Below are 21,635 nucleotides of genomic sequence, written 5' to 3'. Positions count from 1 at the left end.
GGCAGCGGTCACCGTCTGTTGCGGAAGAGACTCACGTAAAGACCGACCCACCTGTACCAAGGAACGGCAAAGTTGAATTTGATGTTCAGAACTGATGAATCATCAACTTGCCGTGCCGGGCGTCAGTTGAGGGGGTCGAGGGTGAGGTACGCCTGGCGCGGGTTGCCGTCGTGGACGAGGGACTCGTGGTGGCCCACGTCGTCGAAGGCGAAGGCGTACGCCTTGCCGTCGGCCATCTGGGCGTGGATCTTGCGGGCGTAGTGGTTGGTGACGTTGTCCTGGTAGAAGGCGCCCGCGCCGGTGTCCGGCTGGTTGGGGTTGGTCAGGAGTGTGGAGCGGTTGAAGCCGGCGCACAGGGTGCGGGAGATCGGGCCGCGCACCTGGTCGTTGGGCGCGTCGAGCAGCCGATGGCAGCCGAAGACGGAGGACGCGTCCGGCTTCTGGAAGCTGGTGACGACGGCGCCGGCGCTGTTGGTGAAGTGCATGACGCCACCGGAGACCCGGCCGTAGTACTTGGTGCCCGGCTGGTCGGCGAACGGCGTGACGGTCAGGGTCGAGGTGGCGTACTTCTGCCAGACACGGTTGATGTAGTCGTCCATGACGTTGGCGGGCAGCGCGCCGGTCTCCAGTCCGTACAGCGGCGACAGGGCGCGCAGGACCGTGCCGTCGGAGCGGGTCTGGATCAGGTTGGCCCAGCCTCCGGGCTGTCCCCGCAGGGCGTTGAAGAAGCCGTTGTAGCCACCGGGCTTGAGCCGGCCGGTGGTCGCGGTGCTGCCGTCGGCCCGCTGCACCCCGACCGCGTACGGCACGGAGAACATGTCGACCTGCGTGCTGTTGATCCACAGCCCGGAGTCGTTGAGCGTGTACTCCGACCAGTTGAACAGGATGTTGCGGTTGGGGTCGGTCGGGTTCTGCACGGCGGGCTGGACCAGGCCCCCGGTGGTGAGCTTGAAGACCAGCTTCTGCCCGTAGGAGAAGTACACCCGGCCGGAGAACTTGGGGAGGCGGATGGTGGTCGACTGCCCTGCCGCGGGGCCGGGGATGGAGGCGTCGGGGGCGGGCGTCGGGGGGTTGCCGCCCGCGGGCCAGGGATGGAAGGTGCCGTTGGCGTCGGCCCAGCCCTGGCGTCCGGTCGCCAGGTCCGTGCCGAGGTTGTAGATGTACACCTGCTCGCCGCGGGCCGAGTTGTTGGTGATCTTGAAGGGGATGGTCGCGGGGACCGCCGCCTGGGCCGGCGTGGCGGTTCCGGTCGCGAGCAGGGAGCCGGTGAGGGCCGCGGCCAGGGCGAGACCCATGGCTCTGACCCGGTGTCCGAGTGTCCGTAGCACGCTCTGTCTCCTTCGACGAGTGGGGCGTTCAGGGAGTTTGAGAGCGCTCTCAGAGTCACGCTTTGGTCCGGACCTGTCAATGAGTTCGACAGGGTGGCGTCACCCCGTCGCAACGCCCGAGGGCGGCGCGCTGCGACGGGGAGGCGGGGCGGGCGGGTCAGTCGCCCGGCGCCCGGCCGGTCTCCTCGCGCAGGAGGGTCACGTAGTCGCGGGTCCAGCCCTCGATCGTGGCGCGGTCCCACAGGTCGGCCGAGTACTCCACGAATCCCCGGAGCTGGTCCCCGGCCGGGACGAGACCGAAGGTGAGTTCCGTGCGGGCGGCGGCCGGAGCGAGGTCCTCCACCGCCGTGGTCAGACCGGGCAGTTCGACCTCCGCGTCCAGGGAACTCTGGTAGGCGAAGCCGACGTCCAGCCGGTCCGGCACCTCGGTGCCCGTGTGCTCCCGCAGGGCGGGAGCGAGCCGGCGCACCGGCAGGGCGTGGTCCATGCACTCCACTGCCGTACGGGCGATCCGGTCCGTCAGCGCGGTGAAGGAACCGGCGGCGCCGTCCCGCACGGGCAGGGCGAACCCGGTGATCGTGCAGGCCAGCAGGGACTCGAACGCGCGGCGCTCACGGTTGGCGTAGGAGATGTTGAACACCACGTCGTCCTGGCCGGACTTGCGCGCGAGCAGCCGGCCCAGGGCCGCCGCCGTGACCACGAACGGTGTCGTGCCCCGCTGCCTCGCCAGTCGTTCGACGGCGGCCCGTACCTCCGCCGGGACGGTGAAGGGCACGGCTCCGCCCCGCCCGCTCGGGGTGTCGGGCCTGGGCCGGTCCAGGGGCAGGCCGACGGTGAACGGCACGCCGTCGAGTGCGCGCAGCCAGAACCGCACCTTGCGCTCTTCGGCCGCCGGGTCGTCGGCCTGTTCCCGCTGCCAGTACGCGTAGGACGCGGGCTGGCACTCCACGGCCGGGAGGGTGTCGGGCTCACCCTGCCGGGCGGCGCCGTAGAGGGCGGCGAGTTCCCTCAGCAGCAGGCTGACGGACCAGCCGTCGCACGCGGAGTGGTGCAGCACGAGGAGCAGGACCCAGGTGTCGTCACCGGTGCGCAGCAGACGCAGGACCATCGGCGTGTCGCGGGTGGGATCGACGGGGGTCTCGGTGACCTCCGCGCTCGCCCGTTCGAGGGCGGCCCGGCGTTCGCCGGCGGGCCGTGCGGTGAGATCCTCCAGCGGCAGGTCCACGGGGCCCGGCCGCAGGACCTGCTGCTCCCAGCCGTCCGCGACCGGGGTCAGGCGGGTGCGCAGTCCCTCGTGGCGCTCGACCAGCCGGGTCAGGGCGGTGCGCAGCGCCGGTACGTCCAGGGTGCCCGTGAGTGTGATCCGCAGGGCGACGTTGAACACCTGGGGCAGGCGGTGCCCGGCGTGCACCGTGGCGAAGCGCGCCTGCTGCAGGGTGGCGGGGGCCCGGCGCTCGACCGTGCCGGGGAGCTCGTCGCCGGATGCGGGGGCCGCGTCCGGCGTCGTCGCCCCGGTCGCCTCGGTGAGGTGGGCCGTCATGGCCCGCAGGGTGGGCTCCTGGTAGAAGCTCAGCATCGGGTACTCGGTGCCGAACTCCTCGCGGACCTGGTTGACCAGGCGCATCGCCGTGATCGAGTGTCCGCCGAGGTCGAAGAAGGACGCGTCCGCCGCGAGGGCGTCGGCGTCGATACCGAACTCGGCCGCCCAGAGCGCGCGGACGCGACGTTCGACGTCCGTGGGACGGGCGGCCGGCGATGCGCCGTCGGTGACGGGACGTGGCCCGGGGACCGCGGCCGTCGAGACGAGGTCGGGTGCCGGCAGCGCGGAGCGGTCCAGCTTGCCGTTGCCGGTCACCGGCAGTGCGGGCAGGATCCGCCAGGCCCGCGGCACCAGGTACTCCGGCAGGCGGGCCGCCAGTTCCCCGGCCAGCGCGTCGGCGCACACCTGCCGGTCGTCGGCCGCCGCGCCGACGGGGCCCGCGGGGACGGCGTAGGCGGCGAGAGAGGCCTCGCCGCGGTCGTCGCGGCGGGCCAGCACGGCCGCCTCCCGCACCGCGTCCAGGGAGTTGAGGACGCGGGCGACCTCCTCGGGCTCGACCCGGAACCCGCGGATCTTCACCTGGTCGTCGGCCCGGCCGAGGAACTCCAGCGTCCCCTCGGGGGTCCAGCGGACCAGGTCGCCGGTGCGGTAGCGCCGCGCGTCCGGGCCGCCGTCAGGGTCCGGGGCGAAGCGCCCGGCCGTCAGCTCGGGGCGGTGCAGATAGCCGAGGGCGACACCGGGGCCGCCGACGTGCAACTCCCCCACGGTGCCGACCGGCACCGGGTGGCCGGAGGGGTCGAGCACGCTCACGGTCACGTTGTCGACGGGGCGTCCGATGGGGATCGGCCGGCCGGGCTCCGGTCCCGGCGGGGCGACCGTCGCCGTGGTGCACAGGACGGTGGTCTCGGTGGGCCCGTACACGTTGACCGTCTCGTACGACGCCTCGGGGCGCGGCCGCGTGCGCAGGACGTCGCCGCCGAGCAGCAGATGACGCAGCGGAGGCTGCTCGTGCGCGGGCAGGCGCAGGAGTTGCTCGCCGAGGGCGGTGGGGAGGATGGAGAAGGTGACGCCCTGCTCGGCGTACCAGCGGGCCAGGGCGAGGGGGTCGCGGCGCAGGTCGTCGCCGGCCAGCGTGACCGAGGCGCCTCCGGTGAGCGCCGGCCAGATCTCCAGCAGGGAGGCGTCGAAGCTCTGGCTGCACACGGCGGCGCTGCGGTCGGCCGGGGTGAGCGCGAATCGCCGGTGCTGCCAGGCGCACAGGTCGACGACGCCGCGGTGCGGCACCACGACGCCCTTGGGGGTGCCGGTGCTGCCGGAGGTGTAGAGGACGCAGCACGCGGAGGCCGGGCCGGTGGCGGGCGCGGGCCCCGGCGTCCGGCGGGGGGTCGCGTCGGGCGACAGGACGGTCACTCCCCCGGGCAGTGCCAGGGCGGCGGCCTCCTCCGGCGTGGACACCACGACCCGGGCCCGGCACTCGGCGATGACCTGCTCGGCCCGGACCCGGCCCATCGACGGATCGAGCGGCACGTAGGCGCGGCCCGCCTTCAGTACGGCGAGCATGGCGACGACGAGGTCGGCGGAGCGCGGCAGCCACAACACCACCGTCTGCTCCGCGCCCGGCTCCTGGCGCGGCGGGTGCTCCTCGCCCGGGGGCGACTGCCCGTCCAGGGCTTGCTGCTCGCCAGGGATCGGGTGCTCGTCCAGGGTTCGCTGCTCGCCGAGGGCCGACTGCTCGCCGAGCACTTGCTGCTTGCCCGGGGGCGACTGCTCGTCCCGGGACAGCTGTTCGCGGAGGGCGGCGGCCAGGCGTTCGGCTTGTTCGTCCAGCTCGCGGTAGGTCAGTCGGCGGTCGCCGCTGACGACCGCGATGCCGTCCGGCACGGCGGCGGCGCGGCGGGCCACCAGGTCGTGGACGGTGGTCTCGGCGGGCGGGCGGACCGGGCCGCGTGTCCAGGACCGCGGTACGGGCTCGCCCTCGGCCGCGGTCTCCACCGCGTCCGCCGCGAGCCGCGACAGCGGCGCATCGGGCGTGTCGGCCGCCGCCGCAAGGAGGTCCCGGAACGTCGTGAAGAACCGGTCGACGGTGTGCCGGTCGAACAGGTCGGTGTTGTACTCCAGATGGCAGCGGATGCCGTCGGGCTGGTCGGTGAAGTAGACGGTGAGGTCCGTCAGGGCCTTGTCGGGTCCGGCGTCCAGCGGTGTGGCCTCGATGCCGGGCAGGTCGAAACGGAACGGCTCGGCACGCTGGAACTCGGCGAACGCCTGGAACACCGGCGTCCGGTCGACCGCCCGCGCCGGGGCCAGCTCACGCACCACCCGCTCGAAGGGCACCCGTGCGTGGTCGTACGCGTCGAGGGCGACCGAGCGCACCTGGTCGAGCAGGGTCGCGAACGCGGGGTCGCCGGACACGTCCAGGCGCAGGGCGAGCGTGTTGACGAAGAAGCCGAGCACGTCCTCGGCCCGCTCGGGGCGGTCCGAGAACGGGGTGCCCACGACGATGTCGGTCTGGCCGGTGACCCGGTGCAGCATCGCCGTGTACCCGGCGAGCAGAGTCATGAAGAGGGTGCTGCGCCGGGACCGGCTCAGCTCGCGCAGCCGGTGGGAGAGGTCCGGGTCGAGGGTGTGGAAGACGGCCCGGCCGTGGGAGGTCATGGTGGCGGGGCGCGGCCGGTCGGTGGGCAGCGCCAGGACGGGCAGCTCGCCGCCGAGGGTGCGGCGCCAGTACGCGAGGTCCTCCTCGCTCTCCGGGCCGTGCGCGGACGCGGCCAGTTCCCGGGCGTGGTCGGCGTAGCTCCACGTGAGGGCCGGGAGATCGGGGGGCGTTCCGTCGCGCTCGGCCCGGTAGAGGGCGGACAGGTCGCGGGCGAGGACGGTGGCCGAGGCGGCGTCGATCACGATGTGGTGCAGGGACAGGACGAGGACGTGCTCCGCCTCGGCCGTCCTGACCAGCCGGGTCACGAACAGCGGCCCGTCGGCGAGGTCGAAGAGGCGGCCGCTCTCGGCCGACAGGACGTCCCGCAGGGTCGCGTCGGGCGCGCGGGTGGCGTCCACCACCTCGAAGTCGGGCTCCACATCGGCCCGTACGACCTGCCGGGGCTCTCCTCCCCGTTCCTCGAAGACCGTGCGCAGGCCCTCGTGGCGGGCCACGAGAGCGCGCAGGGCCGCGCGCAGGGCGGGCACGTCGAGGGGGCCGTCGAGGCGGATCGCCTTGACCTCGTTGTAGGCGGTGCGTCCGGGCAGCAGGCGCTCCAGGAACCAGATGCGTTCCTGCCCGGGTGACAACGGAGCGTCGGCGGGGGCCACGGCCCGGACGGCCGCGGGAGCCGGAGGCGGCGAGCCGGCCGTGTCCCCGTGGCCGTGGACTCGGCGGCCGTGGTGCCGGCGCAGCGCGTCCAGGTGCGGCAGTCCGGCGCGCAGCCGGTCCGCGTCGACCCCGAAGTCGACCAGCGCGACGATCTCGTCGGCGCCGGCGGCCGTGACCGCGTCCACCACCGGCCGGACGCTGTCCGCCGTGCCGATCAGGGCCCGTTGGTCGCAGTAGCGCCCGTAGGCCCGGCGGAAGACCGCCTCCAGGTCGTCCTCGCTCAGCGCGGCGAGGTCGATGGTGTGGCCGAGGCTGTTGGTGACGCCGCTGAACACGGACAGGGACGCCCGCATGTAGCGGGACAGCGGCTCGTACGCCTCGGTACGGGCGGTGTCGTGGTCGCCGGCGAGGTAGGTGTGCAGCAGTACGGCCACCCGGCCGGTGTCCGGGTCCAGGCCGTGCCGGGCGCGGGTGCGCCGGAAGCGGGCGATGTTGTCGGCGAGTTGCTCCACCGTCTGGGTCATCAGGTTGGTGACGATGCCCAGGTCGTGGCGGGCGGCGAGCTCGAAGGAGGCGGGGTTGCCGACGACCGCGGTGTACAGGGGCGGGGCGTCCTGCACCGGCCGCGGGAAGAGCCGCACCTCGGTCTCGCCGTCCCCGCCGGTCCGGCGCAGGGTCTTGCCGCGCCAGAACTCCCTCACCTGGTCGAGCTGTTCGTACATCAGCTCCTTGTGCCGGCCGAACCGGTCGGGGAAGAAGACGAAGTCGTTGGCGCTCCAGCCGCTCGCGACGCCGATGCCGACGCGTCCGCCGGAGAGGTTGTCGACCATCGACCACTCCTCGGCGACCCGGATCGGGTCGTGGAGCGGCAGGACGACGGAACCCGCGTTGAGGCGGATCCGTTCGGTCTCACGGGACAGCGCGGCGGCGAGCACGGCCGGGTTGGGGAAGAGACCGCCGAAGGAGTGGAAGTGGCGCTCGGGCATCCACAGCGCGTGGAAGCCCTGCCGGTCGGCGAACCGGGCGATTTCCATGAGGAGTTCGTACCGACCGTCGCGCGGCGCCGGGGTGTCCTGCGGGTAGTCGCCGAAGAAGTAGACGCTGAAGTCGGGCGTGCGGGAAGGGGTTTCGCGCGCCGGGGCCGGGACCGGAGCCGGGGCCGGGACCGGAGCCGGGGCCGGGACCGGAGCCGGGGCTGCGGCCGGAGCCGCGCCGGTCTTCACGGCGGCGGCGTTCCAGGCCATGGAGGCCACGGGAGCGAGGTCCGCCGCGGGCGGGGCGGAGGATGTCACCGGGGGTGGTGCCGGGGAAGTCGCCGGAGGTGCCTGCGAGGGGGCCGCTGCGCGGGTCGGCGCGGGGGCGGCGACCGGGGCCGGCCTGGGGGCGACGGCCTTGCCGCCCGGGAAGAACCCCGCCGACCGCAGTTCGCGCAGCGACTCCCGTACGGCGTCCGCCACGAACTCGATGTCGCCGTCCGAGTGGGCGGTGGACAGGAAGAAGTTGCGCCATTCCCACACGTGCACGCCGCGCAGCATCAGGTGGTGGTAGAGCAGCTCCATGTCGGCGCGGTGCTCGAAGCGGAACTGCGAGCCGAAGTGACTCATCCGCAGCGGGTACTCCTCGGCCTCGAAGAAGCCGTTGAGCGTCGCGGCCAGTTCGGCGGTGCGCGCGTTCAGCCGCTCCTGGAGGCGGGGGCTGTGCTCCTTGAGATGGGCGAGGACGGCACGGGCCGCGACCATCGACACCGGGTGCTGGATGTACGTACCGCCGAAGAAGGTCGTGTCGGCGGGCGGGTAGCTGTCGTCGCCGTAGGACCAGTGGCCGCCGTCGACACCGTCCATGATGTCGGCCCGGCCCGCGATGGCGCCGATGGGGAAGCCACCGCCGAGGAGCTTGCCGTAGGTCGCGAGGTCGGGTGTGACGCCGTAGAGCTCCTGGGCGCCGCGCGGGGCGGGGCGGAAGCCGGTCAGCATCTCGTCGAAGAGCAGGACGATGCCGTGGCGGCGGGTGAGGTCGCGCAGCTTGCGGACGAACTCGACGGGCTGCAGCGACGGGTGCCTGCTCTGCACCGGCTCCACGACGACCGCGGCGATGTCGCCGGCGTGACGGGCGATCGTGTCCAGGGCGGTGTCGCTGCCGTAGTCGAGGACCAGCAGGTCGGAGACGGCACTCTGCGGGATGCCCCGGGAGACGGGGACGGTGAGCTGCCCGGTGCCGGTGCCGGTGCCCGAGGCACGGCCCAGGACGTTGTCGGCGTGGCCGTGGTACGCGCCGAGGAAGGTGACGATCTTGTCGCGGCCGGTGGCGGCGCGGGCCAGGCGGATGGCGGCCGAGTTCGCCTCGGTGCCGGAGTTGGCGAAGGCCACGCGCTCCAGGCCGGTGAGTTCGGCGAGCAGTTCCGCCGCCTCGCCGGTCTCGACGTTGCGCGGGCCGAGCTGGATGCCGCGCGAGAGGTGCTCCCGGACGGCCTCGGTGACGAAGTCCGGCTCGTGGCCGAAGAGGAGGACTCCGAAGCCCATCGTGATGTCGACGTACTCGTTGCCGTCGACGTCCTCCAGGCGTGCCCCGCTCGCCCGGCGGCCGGCGATGGGGTAGAGCATCTCCTTCGTGGCGCTGCGGAAGCCGACGACGGCACGGCTGTCCGCCAGGACGCGGCGGTAGCGCTGGGCGATCCGCTTGGAGGTCGGCGTCCTGGCGGTGTAGCGGCGCACGAGGTCGGCGAGGTGCTCCTGCTGGGAGTGGGGCGAGGCGTCCCGCACCATGCCGGAGGTCCGCGTGACCGACACGCGGGGGCCGTGGACGCGCGGTGTCTCCGGGGCGGGGGCGTCGGTCGTGCCCATCTGCTCACTGATGCGCCGGGAGAGTTCCGCCATCGCCGCCAGGTCCCGGTCCAGCGCGGCGGACACGCCGTTCAGGCCGCCGCTCACTTCGCCACCGTGCCGTTGTGGCCGTTGACGCCCTGGACGCCGCTGAGCCGGTCCGTCGCCGCCGCGGTCTGGAGCGCGAGGAGCTGGGAGAGCTGGGACATCATCTGCAACTGGATCCGGGACATCTCCTGGATCTTGTGCGCCAGGTCCTCCAGTTCCTGCCGGGTGGCGTACAGGGGAGCCACCGGCGCCACGGGCACCACCTGCTCGGCAGCCGGCGGAGTCGTCGGAGCCACCGGCGGCGTGTACGCCGGAGTCGTCGGAGCCGCGGGCGGCGTGTACGCGGCAGCCGCCGGTGCCGCGGGCGGCGCCGGCTCGGGGGCGGGCCCGCTGTGCGGCACCGCATCGGAAGCCGCAGCGGCCGGCTCCGGTGCCGGCCGCTCCCCCACGGCCCCCACAGGCGTCGTCTCCCCGGTCTCCGGCATGCGCGCGGCGATGAACTGCGCGAGCCGCCGCGGGGTCCCCGTCTCCTCGAAGAGCTGCCGCATCGTCACCTTGACCCGGTGCTGCTGCTCCAGCTCCCGCAGCACGCTGATCATCTGCAGCGAATCGGCGCCGAGGTCGAAGAAGTTCGCGTCGCTGTCGATCGCCGACGGATCCCCGCCCAGGTGCCGGGCGGTCGCCTCGACGATGCTGTGCAGTACCCGCGCGACCGCTGCCTCTTGCTGAACCACGTCGGCTCCCCTTCTCACTGCTCTCGCTGTTCTCGCTGCTGTCGTGCCGAGGACCGTCGGCCGCGGCCCGGTCCAGTGGTCCTGGTGCTGGAACCGGTATCCGGGCAGCGGGACGCGCCGGCCCCCGCTGCCGGCCAGGAGCGTCTCCCAGCCGAGGTCCGCTCCGGCGCAGTGCAGTGCCGCGGCCGCGCCCCACAGGGTGCCGAGGGCACTGCCCCTCCTCAGGGACGGCACCGCCGGGACATCGGGCAGCGCGCGGCGGGCCAGGCCGCTGAGGGTGGTGTGCGGACCGATCTCCAGCAGCAGGCCGGGCCGCTCGGCGCCGAGGGCGCGCAACGCCAGGTCGTAGCGGACCGGTTCGCGGGTGTGCCGCAGCAGGTGGTCCGGGTCCGGGACCCAGCCGGGCGGGCGCGTCGTACCGTCCAGCGCGCTGACGAGCGGGATCCGTACCGGGCGGAGCTCGACGTCGTCGAGGACCTTCCGGAACTCCTCCAGCACGGGTTCCATCAGGACGGTGTGGAAGGCGCGGGTCACCGGCAGCCGCCGCCCCGGTGTGCCGCGCTCCTCCAGCAGGGCGCAGGCCCGCTCGACGGCCGCGACGGGCCCGGCGAGCACCTGGGCACGGTCCCCGTTGCTGACGGCCGGTTCCAGTCCGGGGACCTCGGCGGCCAGCGCGAGGGCGGCGGCCCGGTCGAGCGGCGCGGCCACCATGGCCCCCGGCGCGCAGCGCTGCCGCATCAGCCGGCCACGGGCGGTGGTCAGGCGCAGTCCGTCCGCCGCCGACAGGGCCCCGGCCGCGTACAGCGCGGCGTACTCCCCGACGCTGTGCCCGGTCACGGCGTACGGTGCGACGCCCGTGTCGTGCCACAGCCGGACCAGGGCGCACTGGAGGGCGAACAGTGCGGGCTGGACGAGGTCCGTGTCCCCGGCGGGGTCTTCCCCCGTCCCGCCGGGTGAGGACTCGTCGGTGAGCGCGGCGAGCAGCGAGTCGCCCGTGAGGTCGCGGTGGTGGCGTTCGCAGGCGTCGAGGACCTCGCGCACGGCGGGGAAACGCGCGTAGAGAGCGGCCGCCATGCCGGGGTAGTGGCTGCCCTGACCGGTGAACTGGAACGCCACGCGCAAGGTTCCCTCGGCCGGTGCCGTGCCCGAGGTGACGTTCGCCGGGGCGGTGCCGGCGAGCCAGGCGTCGAGGGCGTCGGCGAGGCCGTGCGGGGTGGTGCCGCGGGCCGCGAGCCGGTGGCGGCCGTGGGCGCGTCCCACGGCGGCGGTGGTGACGAGGTCCGCCGGGTGCGGTGCGGGTGGGCGGCGCAACCGGTCGCGGAAGGCCCGGGCGTTGTCGGCGAGGGCCTGCGGGGTGCTTCCGGAGACGAGCAGGACGTCCGGGGGCGGGACCGCGACGGTCCGGGGCGCCGGTTCGGGGGCCTGTTCGAGGATCAGGTGGACGTTGGTGCCGCCGACGCCCAGTGAGGTGAGGCCGGCGCGGCGCGGCACGTCACCGGCGGGCCAGGGCCGGGCGGTGCCGGGGATGTAGAACGGGCTGCCGTCCAGGTCGAGCCGGGGGTTGGGCCGGGTGAAGTTCGCCATGGGCGGGATCACGCCGTGCCGCAGCACCAGCAGGGCCTTGACCAGGCCGGCGAGTCCGGAGGCGGCGTCCAGGTGGCCGATGTTGGCCTTGACCGAGCCGAGGGCGCAGTAGCCGGTGCGGTCGGTGTCCTCGCGGTAGGCGCCGGCCGCGCCGTCGAACTCGATCGGGTCGCCCTTGAGGGTGCCGGTGCCGTGGGTCTCCAGGTAGCCGATGGTGTCGGCGCCGACGCCGGCGCGTCGCAGGGCCTGCCGGACGGCGGTGCGCTGCCCGTCGGCGCTGGGGGCGGCGTAGGCGGTCTTTCCGGCGCCGTCGTTGGCGATGCCCCAGCCGAGGACGACGCCGTGCACGGTGTCGCCGTCGGCGACGGCCCGGGTCAGCCGTTTCAGGACGACCGCCAGCACGCCCGTGCCGCCCACGGTGCCGTCGGCGCCCGCGTCGAAGGCCCTGAGGCGGCCGGACCGGGACAGGATCGAGCCCTTGACGTAGCGATAGCCCAGGACCTGCGGGACGTGGACGGCGGCGGCGCCGACGAGGGCGACGTCGCAGTCGTCCATGAGCAGCGCCTGTGCGGCCGCCTGCACACCGACCAGGGAACTGGAGCAGCCCGTCTGGATGTTGACGGCGGGGCCGGTCAGGCCGAGGCGGTAGGCGACGCGGGTGGCGGTGAAGTCGGCGTAGTTGCCGACGATCGTCTGCATGCCGGTGACCCAGTCGGACGGGGGCCGGCTGGGCAGGACGTTGTTCAGGAGGTAGTTCTGCAGGGTGTACAGGTGGTAGCCGGTGCTGGCGTAGACGCCGATCCGGGTGCCGTCGCGTTCCTGCGGGTAGCCGGCGTCCTCCAGGGCGTGCTGGGCGCATTCCAGGAACAGGCGGTGCTGGGGGTCCGTGATCCGGGCCTCGTGCGGGCTCATCGCGAAGTGCCGGGCGTCGAACCCCGCGAGGTCGTCCAGGATCCCGGAGGCCCCGACGAAGTCCTCGGCCCCGTACTCCTCGGCCGGCACTCCCGCGGCGGCCAGTTCCTCGTCGGTGAAGCGGGTGATGCAGTCGGTGCCGTCGCGGACGATCCGCCAGAGGTCCTCGGGCGTGTCGGCGCCGGGCAGCCGGAAGGCCATGCCGATGACGGCCATGCGCGGGTCGGGAGGGGTGGTGGTCATCGGCCGTGTCCTTCCGTCACCGCGGACCGGTCGGGCCCGGCGGGGCCGTCCGGGCCGTCCGCCCGCGGAGCCGGGGTGCGTCTGCGCCGCAGGGTCAGCAGCAGGAGCAGGGCGGCGCACAGGACGATCGCGAGGCCGTGGAAGGCGGCCACCACCGCCAGCGGCGAGAAACGTTCCAGCAGGGCGCCGCTGACGAGCATGCCCAGGCCGAAACCGGTGTTCTCGGCCGAGGCGGAGAGCCCGAAGAGACGGCCCCGCTGCTCGTCGGGGGCGCTCTGCAGCCGTGACACGTACACGGTCTCGGTGAACCCGTCGGCGGCGCCGGCGACGAGCGCGGCGATGACCGCGGGCACGGTCGGCAGACCGCTGAAGACCACGATGAACCCGGCCGACATGACGATGGCGCCGAGTGCGAACGCCCGCTCCCCGGGGGTCCGCCCGGCCTTGCGGGTGACCCGCCCGATCACCTGCTGGGCGACGATGTTGCCGATGGCCCAGGTCGCCCAGAACTGGCTGATGAACGTGGCCGGATGGTCGGGGTCGAGGCTGCTGGAGTAGAGGGGCAGGGCCACGTTGTGGGACGACGAGCCCAGCCCGTCGACGGCCCGCACGGCGATCATCGCCATGAGCAGCGGGGCCGTCCCCAGCAGCACCCGGACCGTCCAGCGCGCGGGTCCGGATCCCGCCGCCCGGGGGCCGCCGTCCGCCGGGTCGTCGGCCGCGCGGGTGCGGACCGGGAGCAGGAACAGCACGGTCGCGGAGACCAGGAACGTCGCCGCGTCCAGGGCGAAGGCGGCGGAGTAGCCGAGCTGCGCCACCACCAGGCCCGAGGAGGCGAAGCCGGCGATCATGGCGAGCGAACGGCCCGTCACCAGCAGCCCGTTGGCCCGGACCCGGTGCTCCGCTCCGACGATCTCGGGGATGCTGCTGCGCAGGGCGACCTGGGAGAGCGTGGAGCAGCCGCCCGTCACCACGGCCAGGACGTAGAGCAGTGCGGGGCGCACGCCGTCGGGGGCGAGCAGCAGGCTCAGCAGGGCCACGGCCTGGCACAGATCGGCGCCGACCATCAGGCGTTTGCGGTCGTGGACCGAGACGAGCCGCCCGCTGATCCAGCCCGAGACGACGCTGGTCGCCAGGCGTACGGCCATGAAGAGGCCCGCGGCGAGCGCGCTGCCGGTGGCGTCGTAGACGAAGACGTTCAGCGCCACCATGTTCAGGTAACTGCCGTACGCCGAGATGCCGTTGCCCAGGACGAGCAGACGGAAGTACTTCATGCACCTTCCCCTGGTCTGCATGAAGGGTGTGACCATCGCGGGTCCGGGACCGGACCGCCCCCCATTGATCCGTCACCCAAGCAGAATCGGTCAGACGTGTTCAAGGCGCGACGGTGGCACAGACAACTTCCGGTCGCGTTTTGGCGATTTCGAAGCGCTCCCGCAGGAGACGGGATGCCGATCTTGGGAAGACGATGGAAACGATCTTCCATCGATCCCTCAGGGGGGCACACCGTGACCGCACCCACGCGTCCGCTGCCGCCGGTGAACCGCCGGCGCCGCTTCGACCTCCGCTCGACCGCGCTGTTCTTCGTGTTCCTCGCCGTGGTCCTGTGCGTCCTCGGCCTCTCGGCGCGCATGGTCGCGGACGCCGTCGAACGGCGGCCCGCCTGGATGTTCGTCCTGGCCGTGCTGGGTGTCGCGGGATGCGTGGGGCTGCGGCGGCGGATACACGTGGCGAGAGCGGCGCGCCGGGCGGCGGCGGCGCTGGACCGGGCCGCGCGGGAGGCCGCCGACGAACTCGACACCCTGCAACCGCGTCCCGGCCGCCCGGCGGTCGAGGTCGTCACCGACCACGGGGCGTTGCCGGCCGCGGAGTTCGAGACCGTCGCCGGCCACGGCGCCACGGTCCCCGTCGAGTTCGAGACCGTCATCGACTACGACGGTCTGACGCCCGAGGAGTTCGAGGAGGCCGTCGCCGCCCTCTGCGAATGCGACGGCTGCTCCGCCGTCGAGGTCGTGGGCGGCGCCGGGGACCTGGGCGCCGACGTCCTGGCCCTCACCCCCGACGGGCGGCGGATCGTCATCCAGTGCAAGTACTACGACGTCTCCCACCGCGTCGGCTCCCAGGACCTGCAGCGCTTCGGAGGCACCTGCTTCACCGTCCACGAGGCCGACGTCGCCGCGCTGGTCACCACGAGCGACTTCACCGCTCCGGCGCTGGAGTACGCCGAGCAGTGCGGCATCGTGTGCGTGGACGGGGAGGCCCTGCGGGCCTGGACGGACGGCACCGGCCCCAGCCCCTGGGACACCGCCCCGGGCGGCCGGACGGCGGGGTGGGACCTGGCCGGCGCCGGATCGTGAGCCGCTGCCCGCCGGTGACCGGCCCCTGGTGTGGCGGTCCTCAGATCACGCAGCCCTCGATGCCGGGCACGCCGTCGATCCAGTTGGTGGTGTTCTCGACGTAGTAGCTGGACACGATTCCGTACTGGCTCCAGCCGCGCGGCTGGACCATCAGCCAGTACGGGTTGCCGCCGACCGACTGGCCCGGGACCTGGCAGTAGACCATCACTTCGTCCCAGGAATTGAGCTGGCCGATGATCGACGGGCAGTTCGTGGTGCTCGGTGCGTGAATGCAGTCGCCGTCGATGCTACGGACGTTGACCCCGTTCGCCCACACGCCGTACCAGCCGCGACCGTGCCCGTCGGCGGCGGCGCTCTGTGCGGTGGTGACCACGAGGGCGAGTGCTCCAGCGGCGGCGAGTGCCGCGGTCGTCTTGCGCATGGCCGTCCTTTCGATGCCGTGCCGGGTGGCTCGCGGGAGGAGTCCCGCCCCTGGCGCCCCGCACTCTAGGCAAGCGGGCAAGGCCCTGGTCCCTGACAGATGTCAGGGACCAGGGCCTTCACTCCGCGGGCGGCACCGTGCCGTTCAGGGTGCGGTGCCCCCGGCCCGCTGGCAGCGGGCGCAGTAGCGGGCCTGCGGCACGATCATCAGCCGCTCCCGGTCGAGGGCGCGCCGGCACCGGCCGCAGGCGCCGTACACCCCCGCGTCCATGCGGGCGAGGGCCGCTTCGACGTCGGCGAGGACCATCCGGGCCGACGCGGCGAGCTTGACGTCGACCTCCCGCTGCGCGGAGGCCCGCTGCCTGCGCCGGTCCTCGGCGCGGGAGGCGCCCGGACCGGCGAGCCGGCGCAACTGCTCCCGGCGGAACAGCCGTTGCTCGCGCAGGTTCTCGCGCAGGACGGCGAGGTCCTCGGCCGACAGGTGCGGCGCACCCGGCGGCGTTCCGGCGCCGCGGCCGACGGTCTGCTGGTTCACCACGTCACCCCTTCTTCCTGAGCAGGGCGTAGGAGATCGCAACGGGAGGACGGTCACACCGCGCGGCGCTGGCAGGCGACGCAGTGGCGGGTGTACGGGAGGATCTCCAGCCGTTCCGCGGGGATGGGCCTGCGGCAGCCCAGGCAGGTGCCGTAGGTCCCCCGCTCGACGCGCCCGAAGGCCTCGTCGATCTCCTTGAGGACCCGCCGCATCGCGTTCTTCTGCTCGGACAGCAGGTAGTCGTCCGGGGCCGGTCCGCTCTCGTCGAGGGCCTGCAGCTGCGCCAGCCGGGAGGCGCGGGCGTGCTGCAGACGCTGACGGGTTTCGTGCGGGTCGGGCTCGGCCCGGGGAACCTCCAGGGTCATGATCGGTCCTCTTCTCGGCTGCTCGGCAGCAGTCCGGCTGGGTGGTCTCGGCGCTTCCCACCCTGGTCCCTTCCACAGCGAAGTCCCATCGGGCGCGGGCCCCATTCCCGCCGGGACGGGTGACCCACACGGTCCCTCGTGGGTAGGGCGCGCCCCGGGGAAATGGGGGTCGGACCCCATCGACGCCGGGCCGGTGACCGGGGCAGGCTGGCGGAGAACCACCCGGGCGGCCGGGGCCTCTCGCCCGAGGCACCCGGCACCGCCGAGCACGTCAGCAGAGGAGTCGCAGGTCCGGTGTCGCTGTTCTGGCGGATCTTCGCCCTCAACGCCCTGGTGCTCGGCGCGGCCACGGCGCTGCTGCTGTGGGCTCCGGTGACGGTGTCCGTGCCGATCCTGCTCACCGAGGCCGTCATCCTGGTGGGCGGTCTCGCCGTGATGCTGGTCGCCAACGCGGCCCTGCTGAGGCTCGGCCTGGCGCCCCTGGTGCGGCTCAGGAGGCTGATGACCACAGTTGATCTGCTCCGCCCGGGCCAGCGCCTGCCCGTGGCCGGGGGTGGCGAGGTCCCGGAGGTGATCCGGACCTTCAACGCGATGCTGGAGCGGCTGGAGCAGGAGCGGGCCACCAGCAGCGCCCGGGCCCTGCTGGCGCAGGAGGCCGAGCGCCGCCGCATCGCGCAGGAGCTGCACGACGAGGTCGGGCAGAGCATGACCGCGATCCTGCTGGGCCTCAAGCGCAGCGCGGACGAGGCTCCCCCGCGGCTGCGCGAGGAGTTGCACGAGGTGCAGGAGATCACCCGGCAGTCCCTCGACGAGGTCCGGCGGCTGGTGCGCCGGCTGCGCCCCGGGGTGCTGGACGATCTGGGCCTGGTCAGCGCGATCACCTCGCTCACCGAGGACTTCGCCACCCACACCCGGATGCAGGTCACCCGCCGCTTCGACACCGACCTCCCCGAGCTGGCGCCGGAGACCGAACTGGTCCTCTACCGCGTCGCCCAGGAGTCGCTGACCAACGCCGCACGGCACGCGGACGCCGAACGCGTCACCGTTGCCCTGCGGCACGTCGCCGACCGCGTGGTGCTGACCGTCACCGACGACGGCCGCGGCATCGAGGCCCCCCGCGAGGGCGCCGGCATGCGCGGGATGCGCGAGCGTGCCCTGCTCATCGGCGGCAGCCTCGACATCACCCCGGCGCCACGCGCCGGCACCAGCGTCCAGCTCACCGCGCCCGTTCCCAGGAAGCAGCTCTGACGATGCCCGACACGATCACGCCCGCCGAGACGCGGACCGGCACGATCCGCATCCTGCTCGCCGACGACCACGCCCTGGTCCGGCGCGGTGTGCGGCTCATCCTCCAGCAGGAACCGGACCTGAAGGTGGTCGCGGAGGCCGGTGACGGCGCCGAGGCCGTCGAACTGGCCCGGACGCACGAGGTCGACCTGGCCGTGCTCGACATCGCCATGCCCCGCCTGACCGGCCTGCAGGCCGCCCGCGAGCTGGCCGCCCGCAAGCCGGGCCTGCGGATCCTGATGCTGACCATGCACGACAACGAGCAGTACTTCTTCCAGGCCCTCAAGGCCGGGGCCTGCGGATACGTGCTGAAGTCGGTCGCCGACCGGGACCTGGTCGCCGCGTGCCGGGCGGCGGTCCGGGACGAGCCCTTCCTGTACCCGGGCGCAGTCACCGCGCTGATCCGCAACTACCTGGACCGGGCCCGCCACGGCGAGGAGACCCCCGACCAGGTGCTCACCCCCCGCGAGGAGGAGGTCCTGAAGCTGGTGGCCGAGGGGCACTCGTCCAAGGAGATCGCCGACCTGCTGTTCATCAGCGTCAAGACCGTCCAGCGGCACCGTGCCAATCTGCTGCAGAAGCTCGGCCTGCGCGACCGCCTGGAGCTCACGCGCTACGCCATCCGCGCCGGGCTGATCGAACCCTAGGGGGTGGACCTCACCTCCCGGCGGCGCGCCCGGGCCTGTCTCGCCGCGGTGCTGGCGGCCGTCGTCCTGGCACTGCTGTCCACACTCACCACCGGCCCCCGGCCCGACGTGGCGTACGGCCCGGCACCCGGCCCGGCGTACGGCCCGACGACCGGTCAGACGTACGGCGAGGCGCACAGCGAGGCGGCGGTGGCCGCCGGGCACCGGGACGCGGTGACCGCGGGCCGGGACCGGGACACCGGGCCGCGAGTCGACGCCGGGTGTGACACGGACTGCGTGGTCCGGGCGGCGGTCCGTCACGAGTCGCAGGGCGAACACCCCTCCCCGCGCTCCCACCCGGCCGCGTACGCGCAGCGGACGGCCGTCCCACCCGTGGGCGCCGGGGCGCGGCCGCGCGCACCGGCCCCTCCCCGCGCCGCCTCCCCACCGCTCCTCTCCCCCGGCCCGGAACGGGCACCCCCGCGTCGTCCGGCATCCGACGCTCCCTTCCCTTCTCCCTGACAGCACCCGGTCGCACCCTGCGTGCCCGGGTGCGCCCGCCGGAGGCTTGTCGTGACCCGTTCCGCCCGGGTGAGGGCCCTGTTCGCCCTCGCCCTGCTCGCCCTGTCGTCGTACGTCGCCGTCACCGTGCCGGTCCGCCTGGGACTGGATCTGCGCGGCGGTACGCAGATCGTGCTCGAGACCCGCTCCACCCCCGCCGCCGAGGCCGACCGCGAGGCCACCGACCGCACCCTGGAGGTGCTGCGCGGCCGGATCGACGCGCTGGGCATCGCCGAACCCACCCTCGTCCGCTCCGGCGAGAACCGGATCATCGCCGAACTGCCCGGCGTGCAGGACCCGCGCGAGGCGGCCGATGTGCTGGGCCGCACCGCGCAGCTCACCTTCCACCCGGTGCCCGCGGCCGGGGACGGCACGGCCCGCACGCTGCCCGACGAGTCCGGCGCGCCGCTGCGCCTCGGGCCCGCCGCCCTGACGGGCGAGCACGTCGAGGAGGCCGCCGCCCGCTTCGACGACCGGGGCGGTGCGGGATGGCACGTCACCGTCGACTTCGAGGGGGCCGGCCGCGACCGCTGGGCCCGCCTGACCGGCGAGGCCGCCTGCCGGCCGGCGGGAGACCCGTCCCGGCGGATCGCGATCGTCCTCGACGACAAGGTGATCTCCTCCCCCCAGGTCGACCCGTCCGTCGCCTGCGGCAGCGGCATCCGTGACGGCGCCACCCGGATCACCGGCTCCTTCGGCCCGGAGGAAGCACGTGAACTGTCCCTGCTCATCAACGGCGGGGCCCTGCCCGTGCCCGTCGAGACCGTCGAGCAGCGCACCGTCGGCCCCACCCTCGGCGCCGAGGCCATCACCGCGAGCGCCTGGGCCGCCGCCATCGGCACGGCCCTGACCGCGCTCTACGTCATCGTCGTCTACCGGCTGATGGGCCTGCTCGCCGTACTCGCCCTGGCCTGCTACGGCCTGGTCTCCTACGCCGCCCTGGCCGCGCTCGGCGCCGCCCTCACCCTGCCCGGCCTGGCCGGTTTCGTGCTGGCGATCGGGATGGCCGTGGACGCGAACGTGCTGGTCTTCGAACGGGCCCGCGAGGAGTACACGGCCCGTCGGCGCCCCAGTGCCCGCTCGGCGCTCACCGCCGGGTTCCGCAACGCCTTCAGCGCGATCGCCGACTCCAACATCACCACGCTGATCGCGGCGGCGCTGCTGTTCTTCCTGGCCTCCGGTCCCGTGCGGGGCTTCGGGGTGACCCTCGGCATCGGGGTGCTCGCCTCCATGTTCAGCGCCCTGGTGATCACCCGGGTGCTCGCCGAGTTCGCCGCGAGCCGTCCCCGGGTCCGCCGGTCGCCGCAGCTCACCGGCATCGCGACCACGGGTGCCGTCCGCGAGCGTCTGACCCGGCGCGACCCGCAGCTGCTGCGGCGCCCGCGCCGGTGGCTGGCCGTCGGCGCCACCGTGCTGGTCCTGGCCGGAGCGGGCATGGTCGTGCGCGGGGTCGGCCTCGGCGTGGAGTTCACCGGGGGCCGCCTCATCGAGTACGCGACGTCCTCCCCCGTCGACGCCGACCGGGTCAGGACCGCTCTGGACGAGGCCGGGTTCCCCCGGGCCGTCGTACAGACCTCCGACGCCACGGGACTGACCGTGCGGACCGATCCGATGAGCAACGCGCAGGAGGCGCAGGTCACCTCGGCCGTGCGGGAGCTGGCCGGCGGGGCGGAGAAGGTTCGCGACGAACTCGTCGGCCCCAGCCTCGGCGAGGAACTGCGCCGCAACGCCCTGGTCGCCCTCGCCGTCGCCCTGGGCGCCCAGATGCTGTACCTGGCGGCCCGGTTCCGCTGGGTGTTCGGCACCGCAGCGGTCGCCGCCCTGGCCCATGACGTGGTGATCCTCGTCGGTGTCTTCGCCTGGCTGGGCAAGCCCCTGGACGGGGTGTTCCTGGCGGCCTTGCTCACGGTCGTCGGCTACTCCGTCAACGACTCCGTGATCCTCTTCGACCGCGTCAGGGAACTGGCCGGGCGCCACCCGGAGAAACCCTGGCCCGACGTGGTGAATCCGGCCGTCCTGCAGACCCTGCCCCGCACGGTGAACACCGGCATGGGCGCCGCGCTGGTCCTGACCGCCCTGGCCGTGCTCGGCGGGTCCTCCCTCACCGACTTCGCCCTGGCGCTGCTCATCGGCATCGCCGTCGGCACGTACTCGTCGGTGTTCACAGCCGCCCCGCTCGCGGTCCTGCTCGGGCGGCGTCGTCCACGCTCCGGCTGAGCGGGGGCGGGTACCCGGGCATAGCAGGGTCGGTGAACGAGAGGAGGTCCCTGGATGGTCGGGCCTTTTCCCCCGGAGCCGTGGCGGCTGCGGGGCGACATGTTCGTGGCGCTGTGGCGGGTGCCCCGGCCGGATGTGCCCGGCGGGCGGCTGCCCACCGGGGTCCGTCCGCTGCGGCTGGGCGGGTCCTGCCTCATGGTCACGTTCTGGGTGGACTACCGGCCGGGCGGGACGCTGGCGTACCGGGAACTGCTGGTGGCCCTCGCGGTGCGGGACCGGCGCGGACCTGCGGCGTGTGCGGTCGGGGCCTGGGTGGACGACGAACGCTCCCTGGCCGGAGGCCGGGCGCTGTGGGGCATCCCCAAGGAGCTCGGCTCCTTCGCCTTCGGCCCCGCGCCCCTGCCGTCGTCGCGTTCCGGGCGGGCCGCAGTGCGCACCCGCATGGTCGTGGAGCGCGGCGGGCGAGGTCTCGATCCGGTGGTGACGGGGCTGCACCGGGACCTGCTGTCCTTGCCGGGGCGCCTGCCGGTGCGCGGCCGGCTGCTGCAACCGCATCCGGTGCACGGGCGGTGCGACGTGCCGCTGAGGCTGTCGGGGCGCGTCCGGCTGGGGCGGGCGCGTGTGCAGGCCGAGCCCGGTGGACCGCTCTCCTTTCTCGACGGCCGGAGAGCGGTCCTGGCGGCCTCGATCCGCGGATTCCGCATGACCGTGGGCGAGGAGGGTGACAGTCCTGTCCAATAAGGCCGGTTTGCGGT

At 73.8% G+C, this 21,635-nt stretch carries 13 protein-coding genes; 6 read left to right on the top strand and 7 right to left on the bottom strand.

Going from position 1 to position 21,635, the window contains the following annotated elements; translation table 11 throughout:
• Window positions 1-122 precede the first annotated feature (122 nt).
• The 4 genes from ACIGAQ_RS27935 to ACIGAQ_RS27920 form a co-directional block, all read right to left on the bottom strand.
• Entirely contained in the window at window positions 123-1,295 is a 1,173-nt protein-coding gene (locus ACIGAQ_RS27935; protein ID WP_399788425.1) for a glycoside hydrolase family 64 protein, read from the bottom strand.
• 190 nt (window positions 1,296-1,485) lie between these two features.
• Entirely contained in the window at window positions 1,486-9,045 is a 7,560-nt protein-coding gene (locus tag ACIGAQ_RS27930; RefSeq protein ID WP_399788422.1) for a MupA/Atu3671 family FMN-dependent luciferase-like monooxygenase, read from the bottom strand.
• A gap of 50 nt (window positions 9,046-9,095) precedes the next feature.
• The gene (locus ACIGAQ_RS27925) at window positions 9,096-12,512 is read right to left on the bottom strand and encodes a type I polyketide synthase (RefSeq protein ID WP_399787426.1); all 3,417 of its coding nucleotides are present in this window, start codon (window positions 12,510-12,512) and stop codon (window positions 9,096-9,098) included.
• Complete coding sequence (locus ACIGAQ_RS27920) at window positions 12,509-13,786, bottom strand: MFS transporter (protein ID WP_399787423.1); 1,278 nt, start codon at window positions 13,784-13,786, stop codon at window positions 12,509-12,511. The genes ACIGAQ_RS27925 and ACIGAQ_RS27920 overlap by 4 nt, the downstream gene beginning before the upstream one ends.
• Window positions 13,787-14,020: 234 nt before the next feature.
• Here ACIGAQ_RS27920 and ACIGAQ_RS27915 point away from each other — a divergent pair, with 234 nt between their 5' ends.
• Window positions 14,021-14,869: a restriction endonuclease gene (locus tag ACIGAQ_RS27915; protein WP_399787420.1), complete on the top strand. Its 849-nt coding sequence runs from the start codon at window positions 14,021-14,023 to the stop codon at window positions 14,867-14,869.
• Between the two features lie 40 nt (window positions 14,870-14,909).
• Here the strand turns inward: ACIGAQ_RS27915 and ACIGAQ_RS27910 are convergent, their stop codons facing one another.
• The 3 genes from ACIGAQ_RS27910 to ACIGAQ_RS27900 all read right to left on the bottom strand — a co-directional run bounded on the left by ACIGAQ_RS27910 (window position 14,910) and on the right by ACIGAQ_RS27900 (window position 16,189).
• Entirely contained in the window at window positions 14,910-15,290 is a 381-nt protein-coding gene (locus ACIGAQ_RS27910; RefSeq protein WP_311678686.1) for a hypothetical protein, read from the bottom strand.
• A gap of 144 nt (window positions 15,291-15,434) precedes the next feature.
• On the bottom strand, window positions 15,435-15,827 hold the full coding sequence (locus tag ACIGAQ_RS27905) for a TraR/DksA family transcriptional regulator (RefSeq protein ID WP_399787417.1): 393 nt from the start codon (window positions 15,825-15,827) through the stop codon (window positions 15,435-15,437).
• Between the two features lie 50 nt (window positions 15,828-15,877).
• Window positions 15,878-16,189: a TraR/DksA family transcriptional regulator gene (locus ACIGAQ_RS27900; RefSeq protein WP_399787414.1), complete on the bottom strand. Its 312-nt coding sequence runs from the start codon at window positions 16,187-16,189 to the stop codon at window positions 15,878-15,880.
• A 294-nt stretch (window positions 16,190-16,483) separates the two neighbouring features.
• Here ACIGAQ_RS27900 and ACIGAQ_RS27895 point away from each other — a divergent pair, with 294 nt between their 5' ends.
• From ACIGAQ_RS27895 to ACIGAQ_RS27875, 5 genes are read left to right on the top strand one after another with little or no spacing between them, the layout of a single operon-like run.
• A complete protein-coding gene (locus ACIGAQ_RS27895; RefSeq protein WP_311678690.1) occupies window positions 16,484-17,437 on the top strand; it encodes a sensor histidine kinase in 954 nt (317 codons plus the stop codon).
• Between the two features lie 2 nt (window positions 17,438-17,439).
• Window positions 17,440-18,123 (top strand): response regulator transcription factor, encoded by a 684-nt coding sequence (locus ACIGAQ_RS27890; protein ID WP_094054081.1) that lies wholly within the window; start codon window positions 17,440-17,442, stop codon window positions 18,121-18,123.
• 3 nt (window positions 18,124-18,126) lie between these two features.
• Window positions 18,127-18,624, top strand: a complete 498-nt coding sequence (locus tag ACIGAQ_RS27885) for a hypothetical protein (protein ID WP_399787410.1) — start codon at window positions 18,127-18,129, stop codon at window positions 18,622-18,624.
• Between the two features lie 51 nt (window positions 18,625-18,675).
• A complete protein-coding gene (gene secD / locus ACIGAQ_RS27880) occupies window positions 18,676-20,880 on the top strand; it encodes a protein translocase subunit SecD (RefSeq protein WP_399787407.1) in 2,205 nt (734 codons plus the stop codon).
• A 54-nt stretch (window positions 20,881-20,934) separates the two neighbouring features.
• Window positions 20,935-21,621: an acetoacetate decarboxylase family protein gene (locus ACIGAQ_RS27875; protein WP_399787405.1), complete on the top strand. Its 687-nt coding sequence runs from the start codon at window positions 20,935-20,937 to the stop codon at window positions 21,619-21,621.
• The last annotated feature ends 14 nt before the right edge of the window (window positions 21,622-21,635 follow it).

Origin of the sequence: Streptomyces sp. NPDC085932 (genome assembly GCF_044540525.1) — a bacterium.
GTDB classification, from domain to species: Bacteria; Actinomycetota; Actinomycetes; order Streptomycetales; family Streptomycetaceae; genus Streptomyces; species Streptomyces levis.
Note: the sequence above shows the minus strand (reverse complement) of the source record. Positions and strands in the feature narration are given on the sequence as shown.

Coding starts and splice junctions, on each gene's coding strand:
- ACIGAQ_RS27935 (WP_399788425.1), bottom strand. CDS start 1,295: ATGGGTCTCGCCCTGGCCGCGGCCCTCACCGGCTCCCTGCTCGCGACC.
- ACIGAQ_RS27930 (WP_399788422.1), bottom strand. CDS start 9,045: ATGGCGGAACTCTCCCGGCGCATCAGTGAGCAGATGGGCACGACCGAC.
- ACIGAQ_RS27925 (WP_399787426.1), bottom strand. CDS start 12,512: ATGACCACCACCCCTCCCGACCCGCGCATGGCCGTCATCGGCATGGCC.
- ACIGAQ_RS27920 (WP_399787423.1), bottom strand. CDS start 13,786: ATGAAGTACTTCCGTCTGCTCGTCCTGGGCAACGGCATCTCGGCGTAC.
- ACIGAQ_RS27910 (WP_311678686.1), bottom strand. CDS start 15,290: ATGCGCAAGACGACCGCGGCACTCGCCGCCGCTGGAGCACTCGCCCTC.
- ACIGAQ_RS27900 (WP_399787414.1), bottom strand. CDS start 16,189: ATGACCCTGGAGGTTCCCCGGGCCGAGCCCGACCCGCACGAAACCCGT.
- ACIGAQ_RS27890 (WP_094054081.1), top strand. CDS start 17,440: ATGCCCGACACGATCACGCCCGCCGAGACGCGGACCGGCACGATCCGC.
- ACIGAQ_RS27875 (WP_399787405.1), top strand. CDS start 20,935: ATGGTCGGGCCTTTTCCCCCGGAGCCGTGGCGGCTGCGGGGCGACATG.